The organism is Nonomuraea solani (assembly GCF_900108335.1).
GTDB lineage: Bacteria > Actinomycetota > Actinomycetes > Streptosporangiales > Streptosporangiaceae > Nonomuraea > Nonomuraea solani.
In genome coordinates this window covers 70,253-91,901 of the sequence record NZ_FNVT01000002.1, presented here as the reverse complement: position 1 = coordinate 91,901, position 21,649 = coordinate 70,253, and the positions used below count along the sequence as shown (strand labels likewise).

General features: G+C 72.6%; 21 protein-coding genes. 5 read left to right on the top strand and 16 right to left on the bottom strand.

The annotated features are described in order from the left end of the window. Window positions 1-13 precede the first annotated feature (13 nt). A complete protein-coding gene (locus C4V41_RS06190; protein ID WP_146103560.1) occupies window positions 14-601 on the bottom strand; it encodes a hypothetical protein in 588 nt (195 codons plus the stop codon). Between the two features lie 182 nt (window positions 602-783). On the opposite strand from C4V41_RS06190, the gene C4V41_RS06185 reads away from it, so the two are divergent. Beyond that, complete coding sequence (locus C4V41_RS06185) at window positions 784-3,633, top strand: DUF7824 domain-containing protein (protein WP_103954825.1); 2,850 nt, start codon at window positions 784-786, stop codon at window positions 3,631-3,633. On the opposite strand, the gene C4V41_RS61690 is transcribed toward C4V41_RS06185, so the two are convergent. The 6 genes from C4V41_RS61690 to C4V41_RS06160 form a co-directional block, all read right to left on the bottom strand. After that, complete coding sequence (locus C4V41_RS61690) at window positions 3,623-3,766, bottom strand: hypothetical protein (RefSeq protein WP_160150187.1); 144 nt, start codon at window positions 3,764-3,766, stop codon at window positions 3,623-3,625. The genes C4V41_RS06185 and C4V41_RS61690 overlap by 11 nt on opposite strands. A gap of 141 nt (window positions 3,767-3,907) precedes the next feature. Then, the gene (locus tag C4V41_RS06180) at window positions 3,908-4,351 is read right to left on the bottom strand and encodes a hypothetical protein (protein WP_103954824.1); all 444 of its coding nucleotides are present in this window, start codon (window positions 4,349-4,351) and stop codon (window positions 3,908-3,910) included. A 49-nt stretch (window positions 4,352-4,400) separates the two neighbouring features. Beyond that, window positions 4,401-5,498 (bottom strand): sensor histidine kinase, encoded by a 1,098-nt coding sequence (locus C4V41_RS06175; RefSeq protein WP_235029941.1) that lies wholly within the window; start codon window positions 5,496-5,498, stop codon window positions 4,401-4,403. A gap of 69 nt (window positions 5,499-5,567) precedes the next feature. Then, window positions 5,568-6,890, bottom strand: coding sequence for an NADH-quinone oxidoreductase subunit NuoH (gene nuoH, locus C4V41_RS06170; protein ID WP_103954823.1), 1,323 nt, complete (start codon window positions 6,888-6,890; stop codon window positions 5,568-5,570). A gap of 57 nt (window positions 6,891-6,947) precedes the next feature. Beyond that, window positions 6,948-7,739 (bottom strand): helix-turn-helix domain-containing protein, encoded by a 792-nt coding sequence (locus C4V41_RS06165; protein ID WP_103954822.1) that lies wholly within the window; start codon window positions 7,737-7,739, stop codon window positions 6,948-6,950. Then, complete coding sequence (locus C4V41_RS06160; protein WP_103954821.1) at window positions 7,739-9,847, bottom strand: hypothetical protein; 2,109 nt, start codon at window positions 9,845-9,847, stop codon at window positions 7,739-7,741. Before C4V41_RS06160 ends, C4V41_RS06165 begins: the two co-directional genes overlap by 1 nt. A gap of 111 nt (window positions 9,848-9,958) precedes the next feature. On the opposite strand from C4V41_RS06160, the gene C4V41_RS06155 reads away from it, so the two are divergent. Beyond that, a complete protein-coding gene (locus C4V41_RS06155; RefSeq protein WP_235029940.1) occupies window positions 9,959-10,672 on the top strand; it encodes a carbonic anhydrase in 714 nt (237 codons plus the stop codon). Here the strand turns inward: C4V41_RS06155 and C4V41_RS06150 are convergent. The 5 genes from C4V41_RS06150 to C4V41_RS06130 are packed head-to-tail and all read right to left on the bottom strand — an operon-like array spanning window position 10,653 to window position 15,165. Further along, complete coding sequence (locus tag C4V41_RS06150) at window positions 10,653-12,050, bottom strand: sensor histidine kinase (protein WP_235029939.1); 1,398 nt, start codon at window positions 12,048-12,050, stop codon at window positions 10,653-10,655. The two genes, C4V41_RS06155 and C4V41_RS06150, sit on opposite strands and share 20 nt — an antisense overlap. Beyond that, the gene (locus tag C4V41_RS06145; protein ID WP_103954819.1) at window positions 12,047-12,727 is read right to left on the bottom strand and encodes a response regulator; all 681 of its coding nucleotides are present in this window, start codon (window positions 12,725-12,727) and stop codon (window positions 12,047-12,049) included. The genes C4V41_RS06150 and C4V41_RS06145 overlap by 4 nt, the downstream gene beginning before the upstream one ends. After that, on the bottom strand, window positions 12,724-13,260 hold the full coding sequence (locus tag C4V41_RS06140) for a GerMN domain-containing protein (protein ID WP_200823789.1): 537 nt from the start codon (window positions 13,258-13,260) through the stop codon (window positions 12,724-12,726). The genes C4V41_RS06145 and C4V41_RS06140 overlap by 4 nt, the downstream gene beginning before the upstream one ends. 16 nt (window positions 13,261-13,276) lie before the next feature. After that, window positions 13,277-14,428 carry an acyltransferase family protein gene (locus tag C4V41_RS06135; protein WP_235029938.1) on the bottom strand — a complete coding sequence of 384 codons (1,152 nt, stop codon included), beginning with the start codon at window positions 14,426-14,428 and terminating at the stop codon, window positions 13,277-13,279. Then, complete coding sequence (locus tag C4V41_RS06130) at window positions 14,428-15,165, bottom strand: SGNH/GDSL hydrolase family protein (RefSeq protein ID WP_103954817.1); 738 nt, start codon at window positions 15,163-15,165, stop codon at window positions 14,428-14,430. The genes C4V41_RS06135 and C4V41_RS06130 overlap by 1 nt, the downstream gene beginning before the upstream one ends. Window positions 15,166-15,289: 124 nt before the next feature. Here C4V41_RS06130 and C4V41_RS06125 point away from each other — a divergent pair, with 124 nt between their 5' ends. Both C4V41_RS06125 and C4V41_RS06120 read left to right on the top strand, forming a co-directional pair. Then, window positions 15,290-16,318: a MerR family transcriptional regulator gene (locus C4V41_RS06125; RefSeq protein ID WP_103954816.1), complete on the top strand. Its 1,029-nt coding sequence runs from the start codon at window positions 15,290-15,292 to the stop codon at window positions 16,316-16,318. Beyond that, the gene (locus tag C4V41_RS06120) at window positions 16,315-17,274 is read left to right on the top strand and encodes an NAD(P)H-dependent flavin oxidoreductase (protein ID WP_103954815.1); all 960 of its coding nucleotides are present in this window, start codon (window positions 16,315-16,317) and stop codon (window positions 17,272-17,274) included. The genes C4V41_RS06125 and C4V41_RS06120 overlap by 4 nt, the downstream gene beginning before the upstream one ends. A 194-nt stretch (window positions 17,275-17,468) precedes the next feature. Here the strand turns inward: C4V41_RS06120 and C4V41_RS06115 are convergent, their stop codons facing one another. The 4 genes from C4V41_RS06115 to C4V41_RS06100 all read right to left on the bottom strand — a co-directional run bounded on the left by C4V41_RS06115 (window position 17,469) and on the right by C4V41_RS06100 (window position 20,624). Further along, window positions 17,469-18,311 carry a hypothetical protein gene (locus C4V41_RS06115; protein WP_103954814.1) on the bottom strand — a complete coding sequence of 281 codons (843 nt, stop codon included), beginning with the start codon at window positions 18,309-18,311 and terminating at the stop codon, window positions 17,469-17,471. 9 nt (window positions 18,312-18,320) lie between these two features. After that, window positions 18,321-18,704, bottom strand: coding sequence for a peptidase inhibitor family I36 protein (locus tag C4V41_RS06110; RefSeq protein ID WP_160150186.1), 384 nt, complete (start codon window positions 18,702-18,704; stop codon window positions 18,321-18,323). A gap of 162 nt (window positions 18,705-18,866) precedes the next feature. Next, window positions 18,867-20,147: an FAD-binding oxidoreductase gene (locus C4V41_RS06105; RefSeq protein WP_103954812.1), complete on the bottom strand. Its 1,281-nt coding sequence runs from the start codon at window positions 20,145-20,147 to the stop codon at window positions 18,867-18,869. Between the two features lie 12 nt (window positions 20,148-20,159). Continuing rightward, on the bottom strand, window positions 20,160-20,624 hold the full coding sequence (locus tag C4V41_RS06100) for a nuclear transport factor 2 family protein (protein ID WP_103954811.1): 465 nt from the start codon (window positions 20,622-20,624) through the stop codon (window positions 20,160-20,162). A gap of 122 nt (window positions 20,625-20,746) precedes the next feature. Between C4V41_RS06100 and C4V41_RS06095 the strand changes: the two genes are divergently transcribed. After that, window positions 20,747-21,643, top strand: a complete 897-nt coding sequence (locus C4V41_RS06095) for a LysR family transcriptional regulator (protein ID WP_103954810.1) — start codon at window positions 20,747-20,749, stop codon at window positions 21,641-21,643. Window positions 21,644-21,649: the final 6 nt, after the last annotated feature.

Genomic DNA, 21,649 nt, shown 5'->3' with positions numbered 1-21,649 from the left:
GGATCACATCTTTTCACTCCTGCCCCGTCGGGAAGTGCGGCAGCGGGCGGATCAGCGGGGTGAGCGTGCGTACGGCGTCGTCCAGCGTGATCACGTCCTCGGTGGCGATCGGGACGATCTGGCGCGCGGCGGTGTGATCGTGCACGTGCTCGCCGACGACGCGCCCGAGCCGGTCGTGTGGCCAGTACATGAGGATCCGGTTGCGCTTGGTGAACCAGTCGTCGGACGGCTTGACCGGGAACCCCTGGGCGGCCAGGTCGCGGCCGGTCATGTAGAAGTGGAACGTGGAGTCGGCCCAGAACCCGGCCTCGCTGACCGTGAGCACCGGGTCGTGCACGGAGAACATCTGGCCGACCTGCTGTTCGTAGAAGTTCTTCACCTCTTTGCCGGTCAAGGTCACGCTGGCGCCGTCGAGGTCGATGAAGTAGACCGGCTCGTCGACCATCATGTCGGGCTCGAACAGCTCGGGCCAGCGGCCGGTGAGCTCCAGCAGGTAATGCCGCCTGACCACTTCGAGGATCCGCAGGCGCAGGGGGTCGCGGGTGGTTCTGATGAGGGCGTCCAGGGCCCGGGGGATGTTGGTGAGATCTGCCTTGGCCATGACGGCACCTTTCTCGTACGGAAGGACTTGTTCGTCAGGGCGTTCCATGTGGTTCCGTCCCTTGGAACGAGCGGGTGTTTGTCGGTGGCGATCTCTACTGTTCGCTTCATGACCACCGTCGTGCGGGCGCGAAGGCGCGCCTGGGCCCCTCCCCGGAAGACCTGCCTTGTGGAGGTGCGAGCGTGAGCGGCTGGGCCCGCATCCAGCGGGCCGTCGGCGCGGCCGACGCGTCCCTGATGGCCGATGAGGTGCTGCGGCTCGGCGCGGAGGAACGCCGCGAGGTCGCCCGCCGGTTGCGCCCGTACATCCGCGAGGCGCGCGAGGCCGCTCACACGCGTTTCGAGGAGGCGCGGCGGCGGGCGGAGGCCGAGGCGGAGCGGGCCAGGCTGGCGTTCGTCCGGGAGCGGATGGACCAGGGCATGGCTGAGGAGGCCGCCGAGCGGCGGTGGTGGGCAGGGCCCTTCCACCATCATGAGCAGCACGTCGACTGGACAGCGCGGGGCGACTGGATCGGGCCCCTCCGTGTCGCGGGCGCGGGCACGCTGGGCGGGGCGGCCGCGGTCGCCGACTGGCTGCTGCGGCGCGACTTTTCCGAGTGGGGTCAGCGCATGCCGTTCAAGCCGCTGCTGCGGGTCATCGCCGCGCGGCCGGCGCAGTGGCAGGCCGACCTCGCCGTCCACCTGGCCGGGCGGCTGCGCGGCACGCGGCCCCAGCTCGACAACGGCACCGTCGCCCTCGCGCTGGAGCTGCTGCGCCGCACCGGCGCCGAGCCGCCCGGTCACGAGCCGCTCGTCGTCGCCTGGGTGTCCTCCGAGCCCGATCTCGCCGGCGACCCGCTGGCCAGGCACCTGATCCCACGGCTGTTCGAGGCCGAGGGCGTGGGCCGGGCGCTGCGCGACGACCGGATCGACGCCCCTGCCGGCCGGTCCTGGCTGCGCGCCCTCACCGAGGCGGCGCCGGTGGACCGCGAACTGCTGGTGGAAGGGTGCGTCCGCCGGTTCCTGCGCGGCGGCAGCGCCACCGACCTGCGCTTCTTCGTACGCCTGCACGACCTGCTCGACCCGGCCCCTACTCAGGAACGCGTCCGTGACTACCTGCGGCTGCTGCCCGCCGCCCCCGGCCCGGTCGCCGATCTGGCCCTGCGGCGGCTGCGCGCGCCCGGCGTCGCGTTGAGCGGCGAGGAGGTCAACGAGGCGGTGGCGGCGCTGCTGTTCCGGTCCGAGAGCAAGCTCGTGCGGGCCGGCCTGACCCTGCTCGACCAGGCCGCCCGCGACGCCGCCGACGACCTCGACCACCTGGCGCCCGCGCTCGCCTCGGCGTTCCTGTGCGAGTCGTACGAGGTCAGGGAGCGTTCGGTGCGCTGGGCCGTCAAGCACGCGCGGCGGTTCTCACCCGCCGGCGCGGAGACGGTGCGCGAGGCGGCGGCCGTCCTGCCCCCGGACCTGGCGGCCCGCCTGATCCCGGCGTACGGCCAGGTCGAGCCCGACGCCCCGCTGGTCGACGCCTTCGAGCCGGGCACGCTGCCGGCCTTCGAGGCGCCCGGCCGCCATCCGCTCGGCCCGGCGGTGGAAAACCTGGCCGGCACCTTCCGCAACCTTCACCACGAGTTCACCTTCGAACGCTGGCTCGACGGCTTCGTCCGCCTCCCCGGCTCCAGGAAACCTCCGGCGGAAACGACGGATCTCTACCGGCCGGATCAGTGGCACCGCCTCGAACAGTGGACGGAGGCACTACTGCGCGAGGCCACCGCCCCCGGCCAGGAGCTTCCGGTCCCCGGCGGCGGGCGATCCGGGCGGCCCGCTCACGAACCCGAGGGCCGAGCGGCTGAGAGCCCGGAGAGGCCCGCGATCCTGGCCCCCGGCGTGCGCCGCGGCCTCGCGACGAGCTTCGCCGAGCCGGGCCTGGTCCTCGGCGGCACCGAACGGCTCGACACGGAGCAGCAGCAGGAAGGAGGACAGCCCTTCCTCAGCCTGACACGGAAGAACCGGCTGCCCAGCCCGGCACTCGTCTCACCACCCCACTACGCCATGCTGCAGCGCTGCGCCGAGATCCACGCCGCGCTCCAGGAGGGGACGCTGCCGCCGTACCTGCTGGCCACACCCACCCACACCTCCGGCCACGTCGACCCCGACGAGCTGGTCACCAGACTGGCGGGCTACGAGCGAGACGGCGTCCAGCCCCTGCCCGCCGACCTGGGGCAGGCCCTGCTGAGGCTGCCGCGCGAGGTGGATCCCGGCGTGGCGGCCCGCGCCGCCCGGCTGACCTCCGAGGCGGGCGCCACCCTGGTGCGCTGGCTGAAGGACCGGCCGGAACCCGAGACGAGCGTCGAATGGTCCACCGCGTACGGCCGCCGTCCACGCGCGCGCATCCGGCAGGAGCCGACAGGACTGGCGTTCGTGGACGCGCTGTTCTGCGACCCGCCCCGCCACCCGTCGAGCCGCCACGGCTCCTACGAGTCGTGGTGGTGGCTCGTGCTGCCCTCTGACCGTGAGGTGGTGGCCATGCACCTCATGCCACGCACGTACAAGGACTGGCCGGTGCCGAACCGCCTGCACCCGTACGTGACCCGGCTCTGCCACCAGGACGGCCCCGCGGGCGCGGGGATGGCGCTGCTGCTGGCCATGCTGCTTACCGACCACGGCTGGAACGCCGACCACAGCCGGGACCTGGTGCTGCGGGCGGTCGCCACGAACGCCCTGCCCGCCACGGAGTGCGGACGGCAACTGGGCTGGTGTCTGCGCCTGCACGACATCAAGCCCAGCGAGGTGCTGCGGGCACTGGACGAGTGCGCGCGCCGCGGCGCCCACCAGGAGGTCTGGCAGATCATGACCGGCCTGCTGGCCGTTTTCCTGCCTGGGCCGGGGGAGCGGGCCGGCACCGCCCATACCCGGGCGCTGGAGTTCGCCCTTGAGAAGGCAGGCTGGGCGGGAGCGCGCGGCGTGATCCCTGAGGTCGCCGACATCGCCGCGCGCACCGGATCGAGCGGCTTCATCCGCGCGGCCCGCAGCCTCCATGACCACCTCAGCGGGTGATGTGAATGAACCTTGGCCGGGGCGAATCGAAAGAGGTGCCGTCGGGGTGGAATTCGTAGGCGGCGAGATGCCTGCGCCGCAGCCCGACCTTTCTGGGCAGCAGGAGCAGGTAGCCGAGGCCGAATACCGCCATGACGACGAACGGAAGAAACCGGGGGCCCGGCAGGAAGAACAGGCCGTAGAGGACCGCTTTGGAGAAGAGCCGCCGCTCAAGGAAGAACCGGCCCTTGATCTGGTCTCTGGCCCACCAGCGATACTGCCAGGGCAGCCGGCGTCAGGTCAGTGTCGGGGCTCGACCGGCGAGGATGCCCGCGCGGGCGAGTTGCACCTCGCGGGCCTTGCGGCCGGCGTACCGCAGCACCGGGCCCAGCGTGGCGCGCACGGTCAGCACGTCCTCGATCTCCGTCCCCGTGCCGTCCGGGGTCAGTCCGAAGCGATAGTCGAGCCGCACCCCGCCAGGGCTGACCACCTCGCCCTCGACGCCCTCCTCGGTGGCGCGTAACGTCACCTCGATCAGGTTGTCGTACGTCACGAAGCCGAAGAAGCGGAACCGCTCCACGGACACGAACCGGGTCTCGCCGGGCTCCCGGCGCACGTCGCGTACCGCGACCACGAGCGGCGACAGGCCGACATAGCTCGATGCCTCGCTGAGATGCGCGAGCACCACGGGCGGCGGGGCGGGGACGTGGAAGACGTGGCGGAGCACGGTCTCCGGCATTGCTCACCTCAAAGTCGTCAAAGGGCTGTGACCGAGTATGAGGCCAGGATCAAGGGAAGGTCGCGGCGGTCAGGAACCGGCCGTCGTCCTGCTGGACCGTCAGCTCGCCGCCGTCGGCGGTGACGCGCTGCCGGAGGGCGGCCAGCCCGCGCAGCTCGGGCAGGGGTGCCCGCGAGGCGCCGTCGTTGACGATGGCGATGCTGGATTCCGACAGGGTGATCGTCACCTGCGTCGCCTGGGCGTGCCGCAGGATGTTGGTGGTGGTCTCGCGCAGCACCTGGCCGAGCAGCTCGCCCGCGCCCGGGTCGACGTCCGCCCGGCGGTCGATGCGCACGTCGATGCCCGCCGCCTCGAAGAGGTTCCTGGCGTTCTCCAGCTCGGCGGACAGGTTGAGCCGCCGTTGCGCGTAGGCGAGCGCCTTGGTCTGGGTGATGGTCTCGCTGACCAGCGCGTGGATCTCCCGCAGCTCCTGTTTGGCGCGCTCGGCGTCGCTGTCCACGAGTTTCTGGGCGAGCGCCGTTTTCAGCTTCACCACGTGCAGGGTGTGGCCCTGGATGTCGTGCAGGTCGCCGGCGAAGCGGACCCGTTCGCGGATGACGGCCAGCTCCGCCTCCCGATCCCGTGCCTCCTCCAGATCCGTGACGACGTCGTAGAAGCGTTTGTTGGGGAACATGAGCCCGAGCACTATTGCGGTGATGCCCGTGGGGACCAGGACGAACTGGAACAGCACCCCGGAGACGTCGCCGTGCTCCACCAGCAGCCTCGACGCGCCCACCGCGGCGACGTAGACGGTCAGCGCGATGGCCGCCGCGACCCGGTGGCGCGGCAGCCGGGGGACGACGAGGGCGCCCGCGAAGGAGATGCCGAAGAACCCCGCCCCACCGCCGGCGACCAGCACGGAATACGGCCACACGGCCGCGGTCACGAGCAGGCAGGGCAGCGCGACGCGCAGGACGTCGCCCGCCGCCCACCGTACGAAGACCACCAGGGCCGCCACCACGCCCGCGCCCAGGACGAGGGCCTCCCACCAGGACCGGGCGTCCTTCGCCACCACCAGCACCCCGGCGAAGGCGAGCAGCGGAAGGAACATGGTGAGGTTGAGCTTGCGCAACCGGCCCTGCGCCGGCTCGGTGTTCGTCGGGCTCACGGGTCCTCATCTGGGTGGTTTATCCGGAATCGAACAGCAGCACTCCATGACACCACCAGTGACGCCGTGTCATGACTTCCGCGCCACCTCCACCTTCCCCGAACGGGCGGTGTCGTGCCGAGTGACACCGTGGTAATGCGGCAGGTCGAGCGGCGGCACCGGGAAGCCGCCGGCCGTCGGCTCTTCGGACAGCTCCGCGAACTCGGCCTCCACCCGCGCCTTCGCGGCCTCCTTGCGGCGCTGATTGACGGTGTCGAACCGCATCCAGATGGCCAGGGCGGCGATCACCACGGCCACGCCGAGCCCGATGCCGAGCACCCGGTCCTCCCGGTTGACCACCACGTTGCGCACGGCCGCGACGAGCATGATCCAGGCCAGGCTGACCGGGATCAGCACCTTCCAGCCGAGCGACATGAGCTGGTCATACCGCACGCGAGGCAGCGAGGCGCGCACCCAGATGATGAAACCGAAGGTCAGCACGAACTTGACGAGGAACCACAGCACCGGCATCCAGCCCACGTTGGCGCCGTCCCACACGGAGACCGGCCACGGCGCCCGCCAGCCGCCCAGGAACAACGTGACGGCGATGCCGGTCGCGGTGAAGGTGTGCAGGTATTCGCCCATCATGATCAGGGCGAACTTCAGCGACGAGGAGTATTCGGTCTGGAAGCCGCCGACCAGCTCGCCCTCACCCTCGGGCAGGTCGAACGGGATGCGCGCGGCCTCGCCGAACATGCAGATCACGTAGACCACGAAGGACGGGATGAGCAGCACCGCGAACCAGGTCTGCTCCTGCGCCTTGACGATCTCCGAGGTGGACAGCGTGCCGGCGAACAGGAAGATGGCCACGAACGACAGGCCCATCGCGATCTCGTACGAGACCACCTGCGCCGCCGACCGCAGACCCCCGAGCAGCGCGTACGGCGACCGCGACGACCACCCGGCCAGCACCACGCCGTAGACCGACACGGCACCCATGGCCAGCATGAACAGCACCGCCACCGGCAGGTCGACCAACTGCAGCGGCGTCTGCACGCCGAACAGGTTGACCATCGGCGCGAACGGCACGATCGAGAAGGCCAGGAACGCCGGCACCACCATGATCACGGGCGCCAGCAGGTAGAGCATCTTGTCCACGGTCCGCGGGAAGAGGTCCTCCTTCAGGCCCATCTTGATCGCATCGGCCACCGACTGCAGCAGGCCGAACTTACCGGCCCGGTTGGGCCCGTACCGGTTCTGCATCCGCGAGATCAGCTTGCGCTCGAACCAGACCCCGAAGACGACCCCCAGCCCCAGAAAGAGGAACAGCATCACGGCCTTGACGATGGTGATCCACAGCGGGTCCTTGCCGAAGTCGGCGAGGGTGGGATCGGCCGCGAGAACGCCTGCCATGACGTGTTGCCCCTTCCTGTCCCCCGGCACCCGTTCGGTCCGGAGCGGAAGGTCACGCTAGCCGGTGAGCCGATCGGTGTATTGAACGAATGCGAACAGCTCCTTCGGCGTCATCCGCGCCATCGCCCGGACCTCGCGGGTGAGGTGCGGCTGGTCGGCGTACCCGCAGGCCACGGCCTCGCCCAGCGTGGCCGACGGCCGCCGCCACGTGTCCACGGTCCGCTGGAACCGGGCGATCCGAGCCACCGTCTTGGGCGACAGGCCCACCGTCCGGCGGAATCCGAGCTCGACGTAACGACGGCTGACGCCCAGCTCATCGGCGAGCGCCCCGATGGTCGGCGGGCCCGCCGGCGCCTGCAGCCGCCGCCAGGCGTGCATGATCAGGCCGTCGCGGCCGGCGTCGGGGCGCAGCCACGCCGTCAGCCGCTCCTCCAGCAACCCGAAGCGCTCCGCCCAGCTCGCCGGCGCCATCAGCCGCTCGGTCAGCTCAGCGGCACGGGCGCCGAGAAGGTCCTCCAGGCGCACGGTCGCCCCGGCGACCTCGCGCAGGGGCGTGCCCGTCAGCGCCGACATCCCGGCGGGGGTGAGCCCGGCCGCCATCCCGTGCCGCCACGGCGAATCGGCCGAGTACGTCACGGTGGCGCGAGGCCCCGTGACGAGAGGGCCCATGCCGGTGAAGTCGATGATCAGGGTGGCCGCGTTGAGCGGCAGCATCCGGCTGGGCCGCCCCTGCCGGGCGTGAAAACCGGCCCAGCCCAGCACGTACGGCCGCAGGTGCGGCGGTGAGAGGCGGGCGACCATCTCGTACGGCTCCGCCCCTGGCTGCGCGGGCAGCGAATGCATCGCCATCACAGCAGCTCGCGGACCCGCTCGGCCTCCCACGGGACGTTGTCCGCGGGCCACTTCGCACTCAGCCTCTCGCACAGGTCGCGATGCTCGTCGAAGATCTCCTCATCGCACAACCCCCAGGCGGCGGCCGCCTGGATCTCCACCTCGGGACACCCCGTCGCGCGCACCAGCGCGGCGGCCGAGCCGGGAACCCCGTCCAGCGCCCGGACGGCGCCCAGGCGGTCGCCGAGCCGGACGCCGGGGTCGCAGGCGACGTTCCCCAGCGCCTCCACCAGCCGCGGGCCGGGATCCTCCGAAGGCACCGCCTCCAGCGCACATTCACGGATCTGGTCGTTCGCGGCGTTCTCCAGGACGTCCGCGAGAAGATCGGCCTCGTCCGCCCAGGAGACGCGCAGGGCGTTCAACGCGCTCAGATGGCTGTCACAGAGCCGAGGCTGCCGCAACGCCTCCCGGACCCGGTCGAGGACCAGCGGCGCGTCGGCGTTCCTTGCCTCCTCGCCGAAGTGCCGCGCGATGCCGTCCGGGTGCCACCAGTGGTCCAGCGCGATCCCCACGGCCACCTGGTCGCCGCTGTCGAGCAGCGTGCGCAGGGCGTGGTGGCAGGCCGCTTCGGAGGTGGGAACCCGCAGCTCCCGGTGGGCGCGGTGCAGGCCGGGGTCCGCGAGCCGGAGGCCCTCCCAATAGACGCTGTGCAGCTTACCGAGCACCAGGCCGGCGACGTCCTCGCCCCAGGGACGCGCGGGCGAGTGCTCGCCCCAGCTCTCGGCCACCTCCACGAGCAGGTCGCCGTACCTGTCGCGGCCGCCCGTCCTGAGCAGGTAGTAGACCGCGTGGGCCTGGGCCCGGGTGTCGTCGCCGCGTACCAGCCGCAGCAGCACGTCGTCGGCCTGCGGCCCGAGCGCGTCGGCCAGGACGCGGATCGCCTGCTCCCTCTCCAGGGAGAAGCGCGGCCAGGGAGGGGTCAGCAGGCCGCTCAGGGCGTCGATGACCCGCTGGTCCTTGACCTCCGCCTCGTCGAGCACGCCGTACGCCACCCAGATCGCCCGGTCGCGCACCTGATCCGAGGCCGCCCGCGTGAGGTGCTCCACCACCAGGTCCGCGTCCGACGGTGTGGCGTAACGCGCGCCGATCAGGTTCAGGGCGCTCACGTGGTTGGCGCCGACCCCGCACGCCGGGGCCAGCTCGGCGGGGGAGGGCGGCCGCCGCAGCTCCTCGCGGGCGCGGGCCAGCACCTCGGGCAGGTGGCGCTCGGCGGAGCTCTCGTCGGTGAGGACCCGGCGCAGGCCCTCCCAATGCTCGTACTGGTCGAACGCGATCCCCACCGCGACCGGGTCGTCACTGCGGAGCAGCGTCAGGAACGCCTCAAGGCACGCCTCGTCGCCGGCCGGGAACATCAGCTCCTCAAGGGCGCTCCGCAGCTCCGGGCCGGCCGGCTCGGCGTCGGTCCAGTGGAGGCTGTGGAAGCCGGCGAGCTGCTCGCGGACGAGGCTCGTCCCGCGCGCGTCCTCCGGCCAGGACGCCAGGAGCCGCTCCACCCGCTCGCGGTGGGTCCTGATCCGCCCCGGCCTCGCGAGCCGGAGCGCGGCACTGATCTCCAGATCCAGCTCGCCCGACTCGCTCGCGCGGATCAGCGCGTCCTCGACCTCAGGGGCCTCGACGCAGTCCAGGGCCGACAGGGCGGCGCACCGCTCGTCCACGTCGCGGCCCTCGTCGAGAACGATGGCGATGACCGTCGCCAGCAGCCGACGGTTGGGCTCGGGCCCGTCCGTCAGGGCGGCTCCGGCCGCCGACAGGCCCGCCGCCAGCAGGTCCACGCCCGGGTCGCCGTCGAGGGCGGCGGCGATCAGGTCGGCGTCCTCGTGCTCGGCGAGGTTGCGCAGCACGTTCAGGGCGCTCGTGTGAGCCTGGGGCCCGGCGGGGCGGCCGAGCAGGTCGCGCGCGACGAAGAGCACCTCGTCGGCGAACGGTTCCAGCGGGTTGCTCCCGCCGAACCGGGTGAGCGCCTCTTCGTGCTGGTAGTCGTCAAGGGCGCGGCACACGTCGGCGGTGTCCTCGCTGTGCAGCAGAATGCCGAACGCCTCTGGCCCGGCCGGCTCGTTCAAGGTCATTTGCCCCCAGGTTTCCAGAACGCCCCGAGCCGCGCCTCCCTTTTACGGAACGCCGCTTGAACGAACACTTAGAGTTACTTTACGATTACCATTCGTTCTCTGGTGGAGGTCATGAACATGCGGGCAGACGGTCCAGGCCGACGATCGCTGCTGACGGGAGCCGCGTCCCTGACGGCGGCGAGCCTGGTCGGCTGTTCACCGGTGGCAAGACCCTACCCGGGCACGCCGAAGGCCGCCTACGACCGGCTGATGGCGGGCAACCGGCGCTGGGTGAGCAACGCGCTCCAGCACCCCGACCGCGATCCCACCCGCCGGGAGCTGCTGGCCTCCAGCCAGCGCCCCTACGGCGCGGTGCTGTCGTGCATCGACTCCCGGGTGCCGCCCGAGCTGGTCTTCGACACCGGCCTGGGCGATCTGTTCGTCATGCGCAGCGGCGGGGTGGCCGTCGATTCCGTGATCACCGGTTCCGTCGAATACGGGCCGATGACCAGCGGAACCCCGCTGATCGTGGTGCTCGGCCACCAGCGGTGCGGCGCGGTCTCGGCCGTCTACGGAGCCCTGCGGGCGGGCAGGTCGCTGCCGGGCAACCTCCAGGCGATCACGGAGGCGCTGCGCCCGGCCTACGAGCACGCCACCGGCGACGACCCCGCCGACGCGATGGCCAGGGCCCAGGTGAAGCTGACCGCGGACGCCCTGCGCGGCAACCGGGACCTGGCGCCGCTGGAGGGCAAGGGGGCCCTGGCGGTGGTCAGCGCGTACTACTCCCTGGACACCGGCGAGGTCGAGATCCTGAACGGCGCGCCTGTCACGAGCGAGGCAGGGTGAGCGTCAGCACGGCGCCGCCGTCCGGGGCGTTGGCCGCCGTGAGGGTGCCGCCGTGCAGGCGCGCGTTCTCGGCGGCGATCGCCAGGCCCAGCCCGCTGCCCTCGCTCCTGGCACGCGCGGCGTCCCCTTTGGTGAAGCGGTCGAAGACGTGCGGCAGCAGGCCGGCGGGGATGCCGGGGCCGTCGTCGGAGACGGCGACGGAGATCCGGCCGGGCTCGGCCGCGACCTGAACGAGCACCGCCGTGCCACCGTGCCGGAGCGCGTTGCCGACCAGGTTGGCGAGGATGACATCGACCCGGCGCGGATCGAGGCGGACCCGCAGCCCGGCGGGAAGGTCGGTGCGCACCCGGTCGTGCCAGTGCCGCAGGGCGAGCGTCTTGGCGACGAGCTCGCCCAGATCGACCTCGTCGAGGTGCAGGACGGCCGCCCCGGCGTCGAAGCGGGACACCTCGATCAGGTCGTCGACCAGGCGGGTGAGCTTGCGCGTCTCGTCGGAGACCAGTTGCAGCGCCTCGGCGGTGAGCGGGGCCAGGCGGCCGGAGGCGGCGTCGGCGTCGAGGACCTCGGTCACCGCGCTCATGGCCGCCAGCGGTGTGCGCAGCTCGTGCGAGACGTCGGCGGCGAACCGGCGCGCCCGCGCCTCCATGGCGCGCAGCGCGGCCGCGTCGCTCTGGAGCGTGGCCGCCATGGTGTTGAAGGTACGGCCGAGGTCGGCCAGCTCGTCGTTGCCCGTGACGTTCACACGCGTGTCCAGACCGCCGCCCGCCATCTGTTCGGCGGCCGTACGCAGCCGCCGGACCGGTCGCAGCAGCCTGCGCGCGGCCAGCAGCGCGGGGATGATCGAGGCCAGCGCGACGGGCAGCGCTCCGGCGCGGGCGGCGGCCGCCAGGCCGTCCACGTCCTGCTGCTGGGAGGCCAGCGAGAAGGAGGCGTAGACGACGAGCGGCGGGGCGTCGTGCGGACGGCCGGCGGCGGTGACGGGAAGGGCCAGGGCCAGCCAGGGTGTCCCGTCGTGGTGGAAGCGCTGGGCCAGCGCGGTGGTCGCGGAGGCCGCCCGGGCGCGCAACAGCGCGGGCAGCGGCGGCGCCTGCGCCCCGGCGCTGATCAGCGGCCCGCCGCGATGGGAAAGAGCGGTACGCGTGCCGAGCTGCCGGGCCAGCGTGCGCAGGTCCGCCTCGGTGGGCTCGGTGGGCAGGTCGGGCACCCTCGCGGTGAGGTGGGTGCGCAGTTCCCGCAGGGCGTCGGCCTGGGCGCGGGCCACGATCGCGGTGCGGCCCTGGCGGAAGGTGACCGCGGCGACGGTGACCGCGCCGAGCACCGAGACCAGCAGGAACGCCAGCACCAGTTGGGCGCGCAGGCCGAGGGACGGGCGGATCACAGCGGCCCGAACCGGTAGCCGAAGCCGCGTACGGTCTGGATGTAGCGAGGGCTGCGCGGCTCGTCCTCGATCTTGGCCCGCAGCCGCATCACGCACGCGTCGACCAGCCGGTAGTCGCCGTGGAAGGTGTGCTCCCACACCTGCTCAAGGAGTTGCTGGCGGCTGAAGGTCTGCTCGGGCGCGGCCGACAGGAACAGCAGCAGCTTCAGCTCCGTCGGCGGCAGCGCGAGCTGGGCGTCGTGCTTGAGCACGCGCAGGGCGACCCGGTCGATGAGCAGGTCGCCGTACGTGGCGCGGGCCTGGCCGGCGGCGGGCGGGCTGGTACGGCGCAGCACCGCCCGCATCCGGGCCTCGATGACGTCGCTGCTGGCGGGCTTGATCACGTAGTCGTCGGCGCCGGCCTCCAGGCCCACGACGACGTCCACGTCATCGTCGCGCGCGGACAGGATCACGATGGGCACCTGGCTGAAGGCGCGGATGCGGCGGCACGTCTCCAGGCCGCTCATGCCGGGCAGCATCAGGTCGAGGAGCACGATCTCGGGGGCGCTCGCGACCAGCTCGGCCAGCCCGTCCTCGCCGGTCGCGACCAGCAGGATCTCGTGGCCGCGGTGGCGCAGGCCGAGGCTCACGCCCCGGCGCACGGCCGGGTCGTCCTCTATCAGCAGCACGCGGGTCACGAGGATCCTCCCTGTTCGGTCGGTACGGCCGACCCGCTCTCATCGCACTTGACCGGCCAGGGTTCGGCCCCCATGCCTGGTTCGTACACCTCGACGACGGGGTCGCCACCGGAGGTCGCGGCGGCCGTGCACACGAGCTGGCTCACCGCCGCCGGCCGCAGGTCGCGCACCAGCCAGGGCAGCCGCAGCCGCACCCGGCCCTTGACCGTCGTGGCCCGGACCGGCTTGGCCGCCGCGGGCACCTGCGTGACCAGGCCGCGGGCCCGCTCGTCCGCCGTGGGCCCGGCGAGCAGCGCGTCCATGGCCGGCTGGAGCCGGTCTCCTCCCGGTGCGGGCCGGGACACCGGCCAGGCGCCCTGCGGGGTGACGAAGTACACCCGCAGCAGCCGGCCGCTCCGCTCGGCCGGGCCGCCCTGGACGGGCTGACCGGCGGGCTGCGGATCGGTGTCGGTGATCCCGCAGCCGGCCAGCGTCGCCGCAGCGACCAGGGCGGCCACCGCGCGGCGCCATTCGCTTCCACCGTTGTCTGGCATGATCTCCCGGTCCCGGCTACAACTGGTCGAGTCTGCCGACGTCGACCGTCCCGGCGCCGGGTTCCGGCCGGGGGATCGCCGCCCACAGTGCCACCGCCGTCGTCACCGCGACGGCCAGCGCCGCCCATCCGCGACGGCCGGTGGCCCAGGGGGCGCGCAGGCGTACCGGATCCTCGACGGCGACCTTCGACACTACTGCAGCCGCCAGCGACAGCCCGGCCGCCACGGCCGTCCAGCCCCAGCCGCCGAGCCCGGCCACCGGCCTGGGCAGCAGCAGATAGATCGGCCAGTGCCACAGGTACAGGCTGTAGGACAGCTCGCCCAGCCGGCGCGGTACGGCGCTGCCGACCACCCGGCCCGCCAGGCCGTCCGGCCTACCGGCCAGGAGCACGATCAGGACGGCGCTCGCCAGGGAGTGGGCGAACATCCCGCCCTGGAACAGCCCCGGAGCCTTCTCCCCGGCGGTCAGCGACCACGCGGCGCCCAGGCCGCACAGCAGCAGGAGACAGATCACGTCCACGGCCGCGCGCGGCAGCCGGGCCACGGCGTCCCGGACCGGCACGGTGGCGGCGGCCGCGCCGAGGAGCAGGGAGAACGCCCGGGTGTCGGTGCCCTCGTAGGCGCGGGTGGTGTCCACGGCCGCCCCCAGCTCGACCATGAGCAGCAGCGAGACGACCGCGCCGGCGACCGCGACGACCGCGACCCGCCGCCCTCTCCCGGCCAGAGCCACGATCAGGGGCCAGACCAGGTAGAACTGCCATTCGACGCCGATGCTCCACAGATGGGCGAACAACCGGGTGCCGGCGGCGTCCCAGTAGCCGATCTGCTCGCCGATGTAGTGCCAGTTCACGCTCTGGGCGGCCACCCACGGCGTGTCCTGGAGGGCCGGCCCCAGCAGGTCCGGCCGGGCGCACGCCCAGGCCAGCACCAGCGTCGCCCCGACCATGACGGCCAGCGCGGGCAGCAGCCGGCGGGCCCGGCGCCCCCAGAAGGCCGCCAGGTCGAGGCGTCCCGGCCCGGCCAGGAGCAGGCCGGTGATCAGGAAGCCGGACAGGACGAAGAACAGGTCGACGCCCAGGAACCCGCCGCTCAGGTGCCCGGCGTGGAAGAGCAGGACCGCGGTGACGGCGAGCCCGCGCAGCCCGTCGAGCGCGCCGATGCGGGCCATCAGCCGCAGCCGAGTTTGGCGAAGCGCTCGTCGCCGGTCCATGGCCCGGTGGCCCAGGCGCTCGGGGCGGCCGGGGTGAAGCCGGTCAGCTCGCCGAGCCGCTTGGCGAACCAGGTGGCGAACGCCGCCGACCCCTGCTGGCAGGAGTGGATGCCGTCCTTGGCGCGCTGGGCCTTGGCCGCGGTGTGGTCGGCGCCCCACAGCTCGGCGGCGTCCAGATAGCGGACGCGATCGCCGTCGGCGGCCTTGGCGGCCATCGCGGGCGCCCGCGTGATCGCGCTCTCGTACGGCTCGAAGAAGTCGTCGATCTTGAACGGCGGGGCGGACACCAGGACGAGCCGGGCACCGGCGTCCTTGGCCGTCTGGGAGAGCTTCCGGTAGGCCGACAGTTGCTGGGCGGCGGTTCCCCAGTCGTAGGAGGTGAGCTGGTAGGCGATCACCGTCGGGCGGAAGGAGGTGAGGTTCTCCTTCAGCGTCTTCCAGGTGTCCTCGGCCACCATGGTCGTCACCTCGTGGCCGCCGCTGACGACGGTGCCGCCGCCGTCGGACGTGGCGTTCTTGAACGCGACCCCGCCGGCCTTCAGCGCCGCCTCCAGGGCGGGGGCCTGCGCGCCGGCGATGGAGTCGCCCATCCACAACACTCTGACGCCGGCCGGTTCGTCGCCGGCGGGCGCGCCGCAGCCGGTGAGGACGAGGGCCAGCAGCGCGGCAGCGGGAAAGAGGTTCGTCGGGTGCATGGCCCTCAGGCAAGCATTCAGGCCCGCGGGCCGGCCGCGTTGTCATCGTTTCATCACACGATGGGGGATCGGCCGTCACGAAACGGGTTGAATCTCAAGCCGCTTGAGATCCCATAGTGGCGACATGAGCGAGCTTTATACGATCGGGGACGCGGCGCGCCGGACCGGTCTGAGCGTCAGCGCCATCCGGTTCTACGCCGACGCCGGGATCGTCGCGCCCACACGGCTGACCGAGGCCGGCCACCGGCTGTACGACATCCGGGCCATCGCCCGGCTTGAGCTCATCCGTACCCTTCGCGACCTGGGCAGCGGCCTCGACGACATCCGCCGGCTGCTCGGCGGCGAGACGACGCTGCACGAACTCGTCGTGGCCCACCTGGAGCTCGTCGAACGTCAGGAGCGCGGCCTGCGGGCCAGGCGGGCCGTCCTGCGGACGCTGGTCAGGCAGGGTGGCACGGTGGCGCAGGCGGCCCTCATGCACCGGCTGGTCTCGATGTCCGACGAGGAACGTGAGCGGCTCATCGACGCGTTCTGGAACGAGGTCGGCGCGGGCCTCGACGTGGCCCCCGGCTTCGTCGAGCGGCTGGGCACGATGCGGCCGAGGCTGCCGGAGGACCCTGCCGCCGCCCAGCTCGAAGCCTGGATCGAGCTGGGCGACCTGGTGCAGGACGAGGAGTTCCGCGGCGCGGTCCGCGCCTACCTCCGGGACACCTACGCCACTCCTCCGGGACGGATCATGACCGCCGCGCCGGTGCAGGACTTCATCTACACGACGGGGGCGAAGATCGCGGCGGAGATCATCGCCGAGCACCGTGCCGGGCTGCCGCCGGACTCTCCACGGGCCCAGGAGGTGGCCGTACGGTTCGCGCGGGCGACCGCCGAACTCGCCGGGAAACAGGTCACCGCCGAGTTCCTGGAGCGGATGGCCGCGCAGTTCCTCGTGGTCGAGGAGCTCCAGCGCGAGGAGCCCCAGGACGACCGGTACGACGTCACCCACGGCAGGTACCTGTCCCTGGTGGCCGTGATCAACGGGACACCGCCCGAGGAGGGTTTCGTGCCTTTCGCGTGGATCGCGGCGGCTCTCCGCGCTTACGCCAGTGAAGTGTCCCCGGCGGCGGACCTGCCGGACCCCGGCGGCATGATACGGCCATGACGTTATCGACGGTGTTCACGGAGATGTTCGGGGTGCGGCATCCGATCGCTTCGGCGCCGATGGGCGGGTCGGCCGGGGGCGCGCTGGCCGCGGCCGTCTCCCGGGGCGGCGGGTTCGGGATTCTGGGCGGCGCGTACGGAGACCCGGAATGGCTGGCCCGCGAGGTGCCGATCGTCGCGGCCACCGGAGGGCCGTGGGGTGTCGGGTTCCTGACCTGGGGCATCGACCTGGCCGCCGTGGAGCTGGCACTGAGCCACGGCCCCAGCGCGGTGATGCTGTCCTTCGGCGACCCGAGCCCGTACACCGAGCGGGTCCGTGAGGCGGGGGCCCGGCTGATCCTCCAGGTCACCGATCTGGAGGAGGCCAGGCAGGCCGTGGACCTGGGCGCCGACGTGATCGTCGCGCAGGGGACCGAGAGCGGCGGGCACGGGGCCGCGCACGGGCGGTCCACGCTGCCGTTCGTGCCCGCCGTGGTGGATCTCGTGGCGCCGGTGCCGGTGCTGGCGGCGGGCGGGATCGCCGACGGACGCGGGGTCGCGGCGGCGCTCGTGCTGGGTGCCGCCGGAGCGCTCATCGGCACCCGCTTCCAGGCCACCGTCGAGGCCCTGGCCGATCCCTCGATCACCCGGGCGATCGTCGAAGGGCGCGGCCAGGACACCGAGCGGAGCAACCTCCTGGACGTCGCACGCGGCTCCGGCTGGCCGTCGAAGTATCCCGCCCGCACCCTCGGCCACCCCTACCTCGACCGCTGGCGCGGCCGTGAGGCGGAGCTGGCCGCCGACCCCCAGGCCCTTCAGGACTACCAGGACGACGTGGCCCGCGGCGCGATCACCCCGTTGCCGGTCTGGGCGGGCGAGGCCGTCGACCTCATCACCGACCTGCCGCCGGCGGAGGACCTGATCACCGCGATGGCCGCCCAGGCGGAAGAGGCCCTGAACCGGGCGGGACGCCGCTGACCGATCTGTCGCCGGCGGGCAGGCGGTCGAGGGTGGCGGTGCGGGCGGCGGTGAGAGTGGCGCGGCCGGCGCGCAGGCTGACGGCCGGGTCGCTGCCCGACCGGCCCTGCCGGCGGAGATGGACCATCGTGGTGCCCGGCGCACGGCCACCGCGACCTCCGTGACGGACTCCCGATCGGCGGCCAGGTTCGAGGTCAGGCGCGGGCGAGGACCGCGCGGGCGGCCGAGAGCTGCTGATCCTTGGTCGCCCGCAGCGCCTCGAACTCGGCGGGGTGGGCGCTGATGGCCTCGTCCTGGATGCGTTTCTCCGCGGCGGACCAGACGGCGACGAGGCCGGTCTTCACCTTGCACCGCACGTCCGCCTGCGCCGCCCGGCTCTCGTCCGGGGAGGCGGGACCGTCGGTCATCCACCGCCGGTCGGTGACGGCGGCGAGCGGGTCGGCGTACTGCCGGCCCTGCTCCCGCATGCACGCGCTCCAGTCACGGAACACCTGGACGACCTTCGGGTCCCGCCGGGAGCGCTCGAAGGTCTCCGAGATGAGCCGGTTGAACAGGGCCTCGTCGACCTGCGGGGCGCCCTGCTCCAGGTGGGCCCGCGCCTGCGCCAGGCAGCCGTCCTTCTCGCCGTACGCGGCCTGGCGTTCCTTCGCCGACAGGCCGCGCATCCGGTCGGCACCGGCGGCGGCGCGCCGGGCCACGGTGGGGCGGTCCGGCGCGGTGTGATAGCCGAAGAGGCGGGCGATCTCCGGTTCGACGACACCGTAGCGGCGGCGGTTGGCCGGTTCCACGTCCTCCGCCGCGCTCCGCGGCAGCACCTCCCACGCCATGCCCCGCCCCCGCATGCAGTCGCGGACGAGGAGCTCTTCTGCGCCTTCGAGGACGCTGATGTCCGACGGCGAGAGGTTGTAGCGGTCGAAGGGGATGGAGAGCGCGCGAGCCTCCGCCCCCGGTGGCGGAACCTGTGGCGGCGGCGTCGCCGAACAGGCGGCCGTCGCGGCCAGAAGCACCCCGACCGCTCTCCGCAGCCGAACGGACACGCTGATTCCTTACGGCCTGACGTACCGGATGGAGCTGGTCTTGTTGTCGAACCCGTTGTTCGTCAGGTCTCCGTCCGAGGAGCTCGGCTTCGCCGCGTAGCCGTAGGCGCCGGCGCAGTTGGCGGAGTTGTAGAACTGCACCCTGGCGGCGGTGTTGTTCCGCATGGAGCTCGCCTTGTTGTTCATCCTGAGCGAGTTGTAGCAGAGGCCCCACCCCTCGAACATGAACTCCTCTTCGGCCCCCTTGAACTTGTCGTGTTCGTACAGGCAGAGGTCCAGCTCGCAGGTGCTCAAAGCCTCTTCCACGTCGGCCTGCGCGGTGGAGCCGGTCCCCACCAGGCCGGCCAGGACCAGCGCCACCACACCGGCTCCGCGCACTGTCGCTCGCTTCACGTACACCTCATTCTCGTGGTCCCGAAATCGCTCAAGATCATAGCGATGAACAGGTACAAAGCACTCGATTACGAGGACTTTCATCCCTACCCGGCCGGTGCGCCTGGGGATCATCTTCGACGATCACGCCGCCGTCCGCCGCCCCCTGTCCGGCCTGGTGGGCTAGCGGCTCACCGGGAAGTTGGCGCGAAAGACGCCGTCCGGGTCGTGGTGACGCTTGACGGCGCGCAGCCGGGCGAGTGCGGCGGGTGTGAAGGCGTCGGCCGCCGTCTCACCCGGGTTGAGGAAGGTGTACGGCTTACGGCCGGTGACCGGCAGGGATTCGGCCAGGCCGCGTTGCCGGGCGGTGACGTCGTCGCCGGGGAAGCCGAACAGGTAGAGCGCGTACGGCTCGGCCAGCGGGCCGTGCGGGCTGTCGGAGGGCCCGGCCAGCGCGCCGCCCAGGTGCCGGATCTGCACGCTGAGCAGCGGCGCGATCGGGTCCGCGAGCAGCGTCTTGACCGCGGTGTCGTCCAGCTCGGTCAGCAGCTCGCCGCGTGAGGCGCCCGCGCCCGGGTCGGTGGGCTCGGCGATGATGGACCCGAGTTCGGCGACCGACATGACGCGCCGGGAGTCCGACAGCGGCCGCGGGAGGCGGTCCAGCGGGGCCAGCAGGTCGCGCGCCTCGCTCTCACCGCCCAGGTAGGTGGCGTCCACGGCGACCATGGGCGCGGAGCCGGGGAAGTGCAGCAGGTCCAGCCAGACGGTGAGCGCGCCGGGGGCGGTGGCGGTGATCTGCCGGTAGGCGTCCATGACGGCGGGGGCGTGCCCGGCGTCCCACAAGATCCGCCCGCCGTACAGGTGCGGTGCGGGGTGCAGGGCCAGTTCGAGGGCGGTGACGATCGCGAAGTCGCCGCCCCCGCCGCGCAGCGCCCAGAACAGGTCGGGGCCGGACTCGGCGGTGAGCCGCCGCGGGCGCCCTTCGGCGTCGACGATGTCGAAGGCGGTGACGCTGTCGGCGACCCAGCCGTGGGCGCGGCCGAACCAGCTCAGCCCGCCGCCGAGGGCGACCCCGGCGACGCTGACGACGGGGGAGCTGCCGGGCAGGCCGGTGAGGCCGTGCGGTGCGGCGGCCGCCTGCAGCCGGCCCGAGGCCACGCCCGCGCCGACGCGCGCCCGGCGGGCAGCCGGGTCGACGCGCAGGGAGTCGAGCCGGCCGGTGCGCAGCAGGATCGTGCCGTCGGTACGGCCGGTGGCGCCGTGGCCGTTCGGCTGGGTGGCGATGCCCAGGCCGGCGGCGCGGGCGTACCGGACGAGTGCGGCGACGTCGTCGGCGTCCGCGGCCTCGACCACGGCCGCCGCCGGTTGTTCGACGGCCAGGTTCCAGGGACGGCGGGCGGCGTCGAAACCGGGGTCGCCGGGCAGCAGGACCCGGCCGCGGACGACGGAACGCAGGCTGTTCATGATGGTGTCTCCTCAGGCGCCGAAGATGGTGACGGGGTCGCCGGTGTACCAGGCATTGTCGATGCGCAGGCGGCGGATGACCCAGCGCTCGCCGTCCCTGACCAGCTCCACGTCATAGGGGTTCTTCAGCAGGGCGAAGGTGCCGTGGTCGGCGGACAGCAGATGCTGGGCCTCGACCAGCGCCGTCAGGCGCGCGGTGTCGCCGTCCACGACGACACGCGGGTTGGTGACCTGGTGGGTGGTGTCCACCCGGCCGGTGAACATGGCCAGGATCATGGTGACGATCGTGTCCCGTCCGGACATCACCGGCGGTCGTGCGCCCCACTTGGCGGCGGCCGGGCGGAAGTCCAGCTCGGCGTCGGCGGCGAAGGCCGAGGCGAACAGCTCCGCGTCCTTCAGGTCCTGGCCCAGGCCGAACCGGTACAGCGCGTCCACGATCTCCGCGCGATCCCGCAGCTCCCTGTCCACAACGGACATTGCATGCTCCCATACAGGTCAGAGGGGTTCTGAGTGGTTCCACTCTGGGCCTGGGGGAGTCGCGGATCAACGCGATGCTGTGCAACGATCGTGAAGCCTGGGTTAACGATGAAGGGAAGCGCATGCTGGAGCGGCACGAGCTGGAGGCGTTCCTCACCCTCGCCGAGGAGCTGCACTTCGGCCGTACCGCCGAACGCCTGCGCGTGTCCACCGCCCGCGTCAGCCAGACCATCGCCAAGCTGGAGCGCCGCGTCGGCGTCCCGCTGTTCAACCGGACCAGCCGCCGCGTGCGGCTGACGGCGGTGGGAGAGCGGCTGTACGAGGAGACGCGCCCCGCCTGGGACCAGATCGGCGCCGCGCTCCTGCGGGCGATCGACACCGGCCGCGGCCTCACCGGCACCCTCCAGGCCGCCTTCGTCGGCGCGGCCGGCGGTCAGTTGCTCATCGGCGTCACCGAGCTGTTCCGGCAGCGCCTGCCCGGCTGCGACGTACGGCTGCGCGAGGCGCAGATGGTCGACCTGATGCCCTGGCTGCGGAGCGGCGAGGCCGACATCGCCCTGGGCACCTTCCCGATCGACGAGCCTGACATCGTCACCGGGCCGGTGCTGGTCTCCGAGGTGCGCATGCTCGCCGTGCCCGCCCAGCACGCGTTCGCCCACCGCCCGTCGGTCTCCCTGGAGGACCTGGCCGGGGTACGGCTGCTGCAACTCCCGGACACGCTGCCCGCCTCCCTGCGCGCGGACCGCACCCCGCGGACCACCCCCGCCGGGCGGCCGATCGAGCCGGGCCCCTCCGCCGCCACCTTCACCGAGATGCTCACCCTCATCGGCGCCGGGCAGGGTGTCTTTCCCGTCGGCGCGCACACCAGGCGCTACTACGCCCGGCCCGACGTCGCCTACGTCCCGTTCAGCGACGCCCCGCCCCTTCAATGGGGGCTGCTCTGGCCGGCCGAGGGCGCGACCGCGCGTGTCCTGGCGTTCGCCGAGGCCGCCCACGATCTGATTCACACCCCCGCGTGAGTCAGA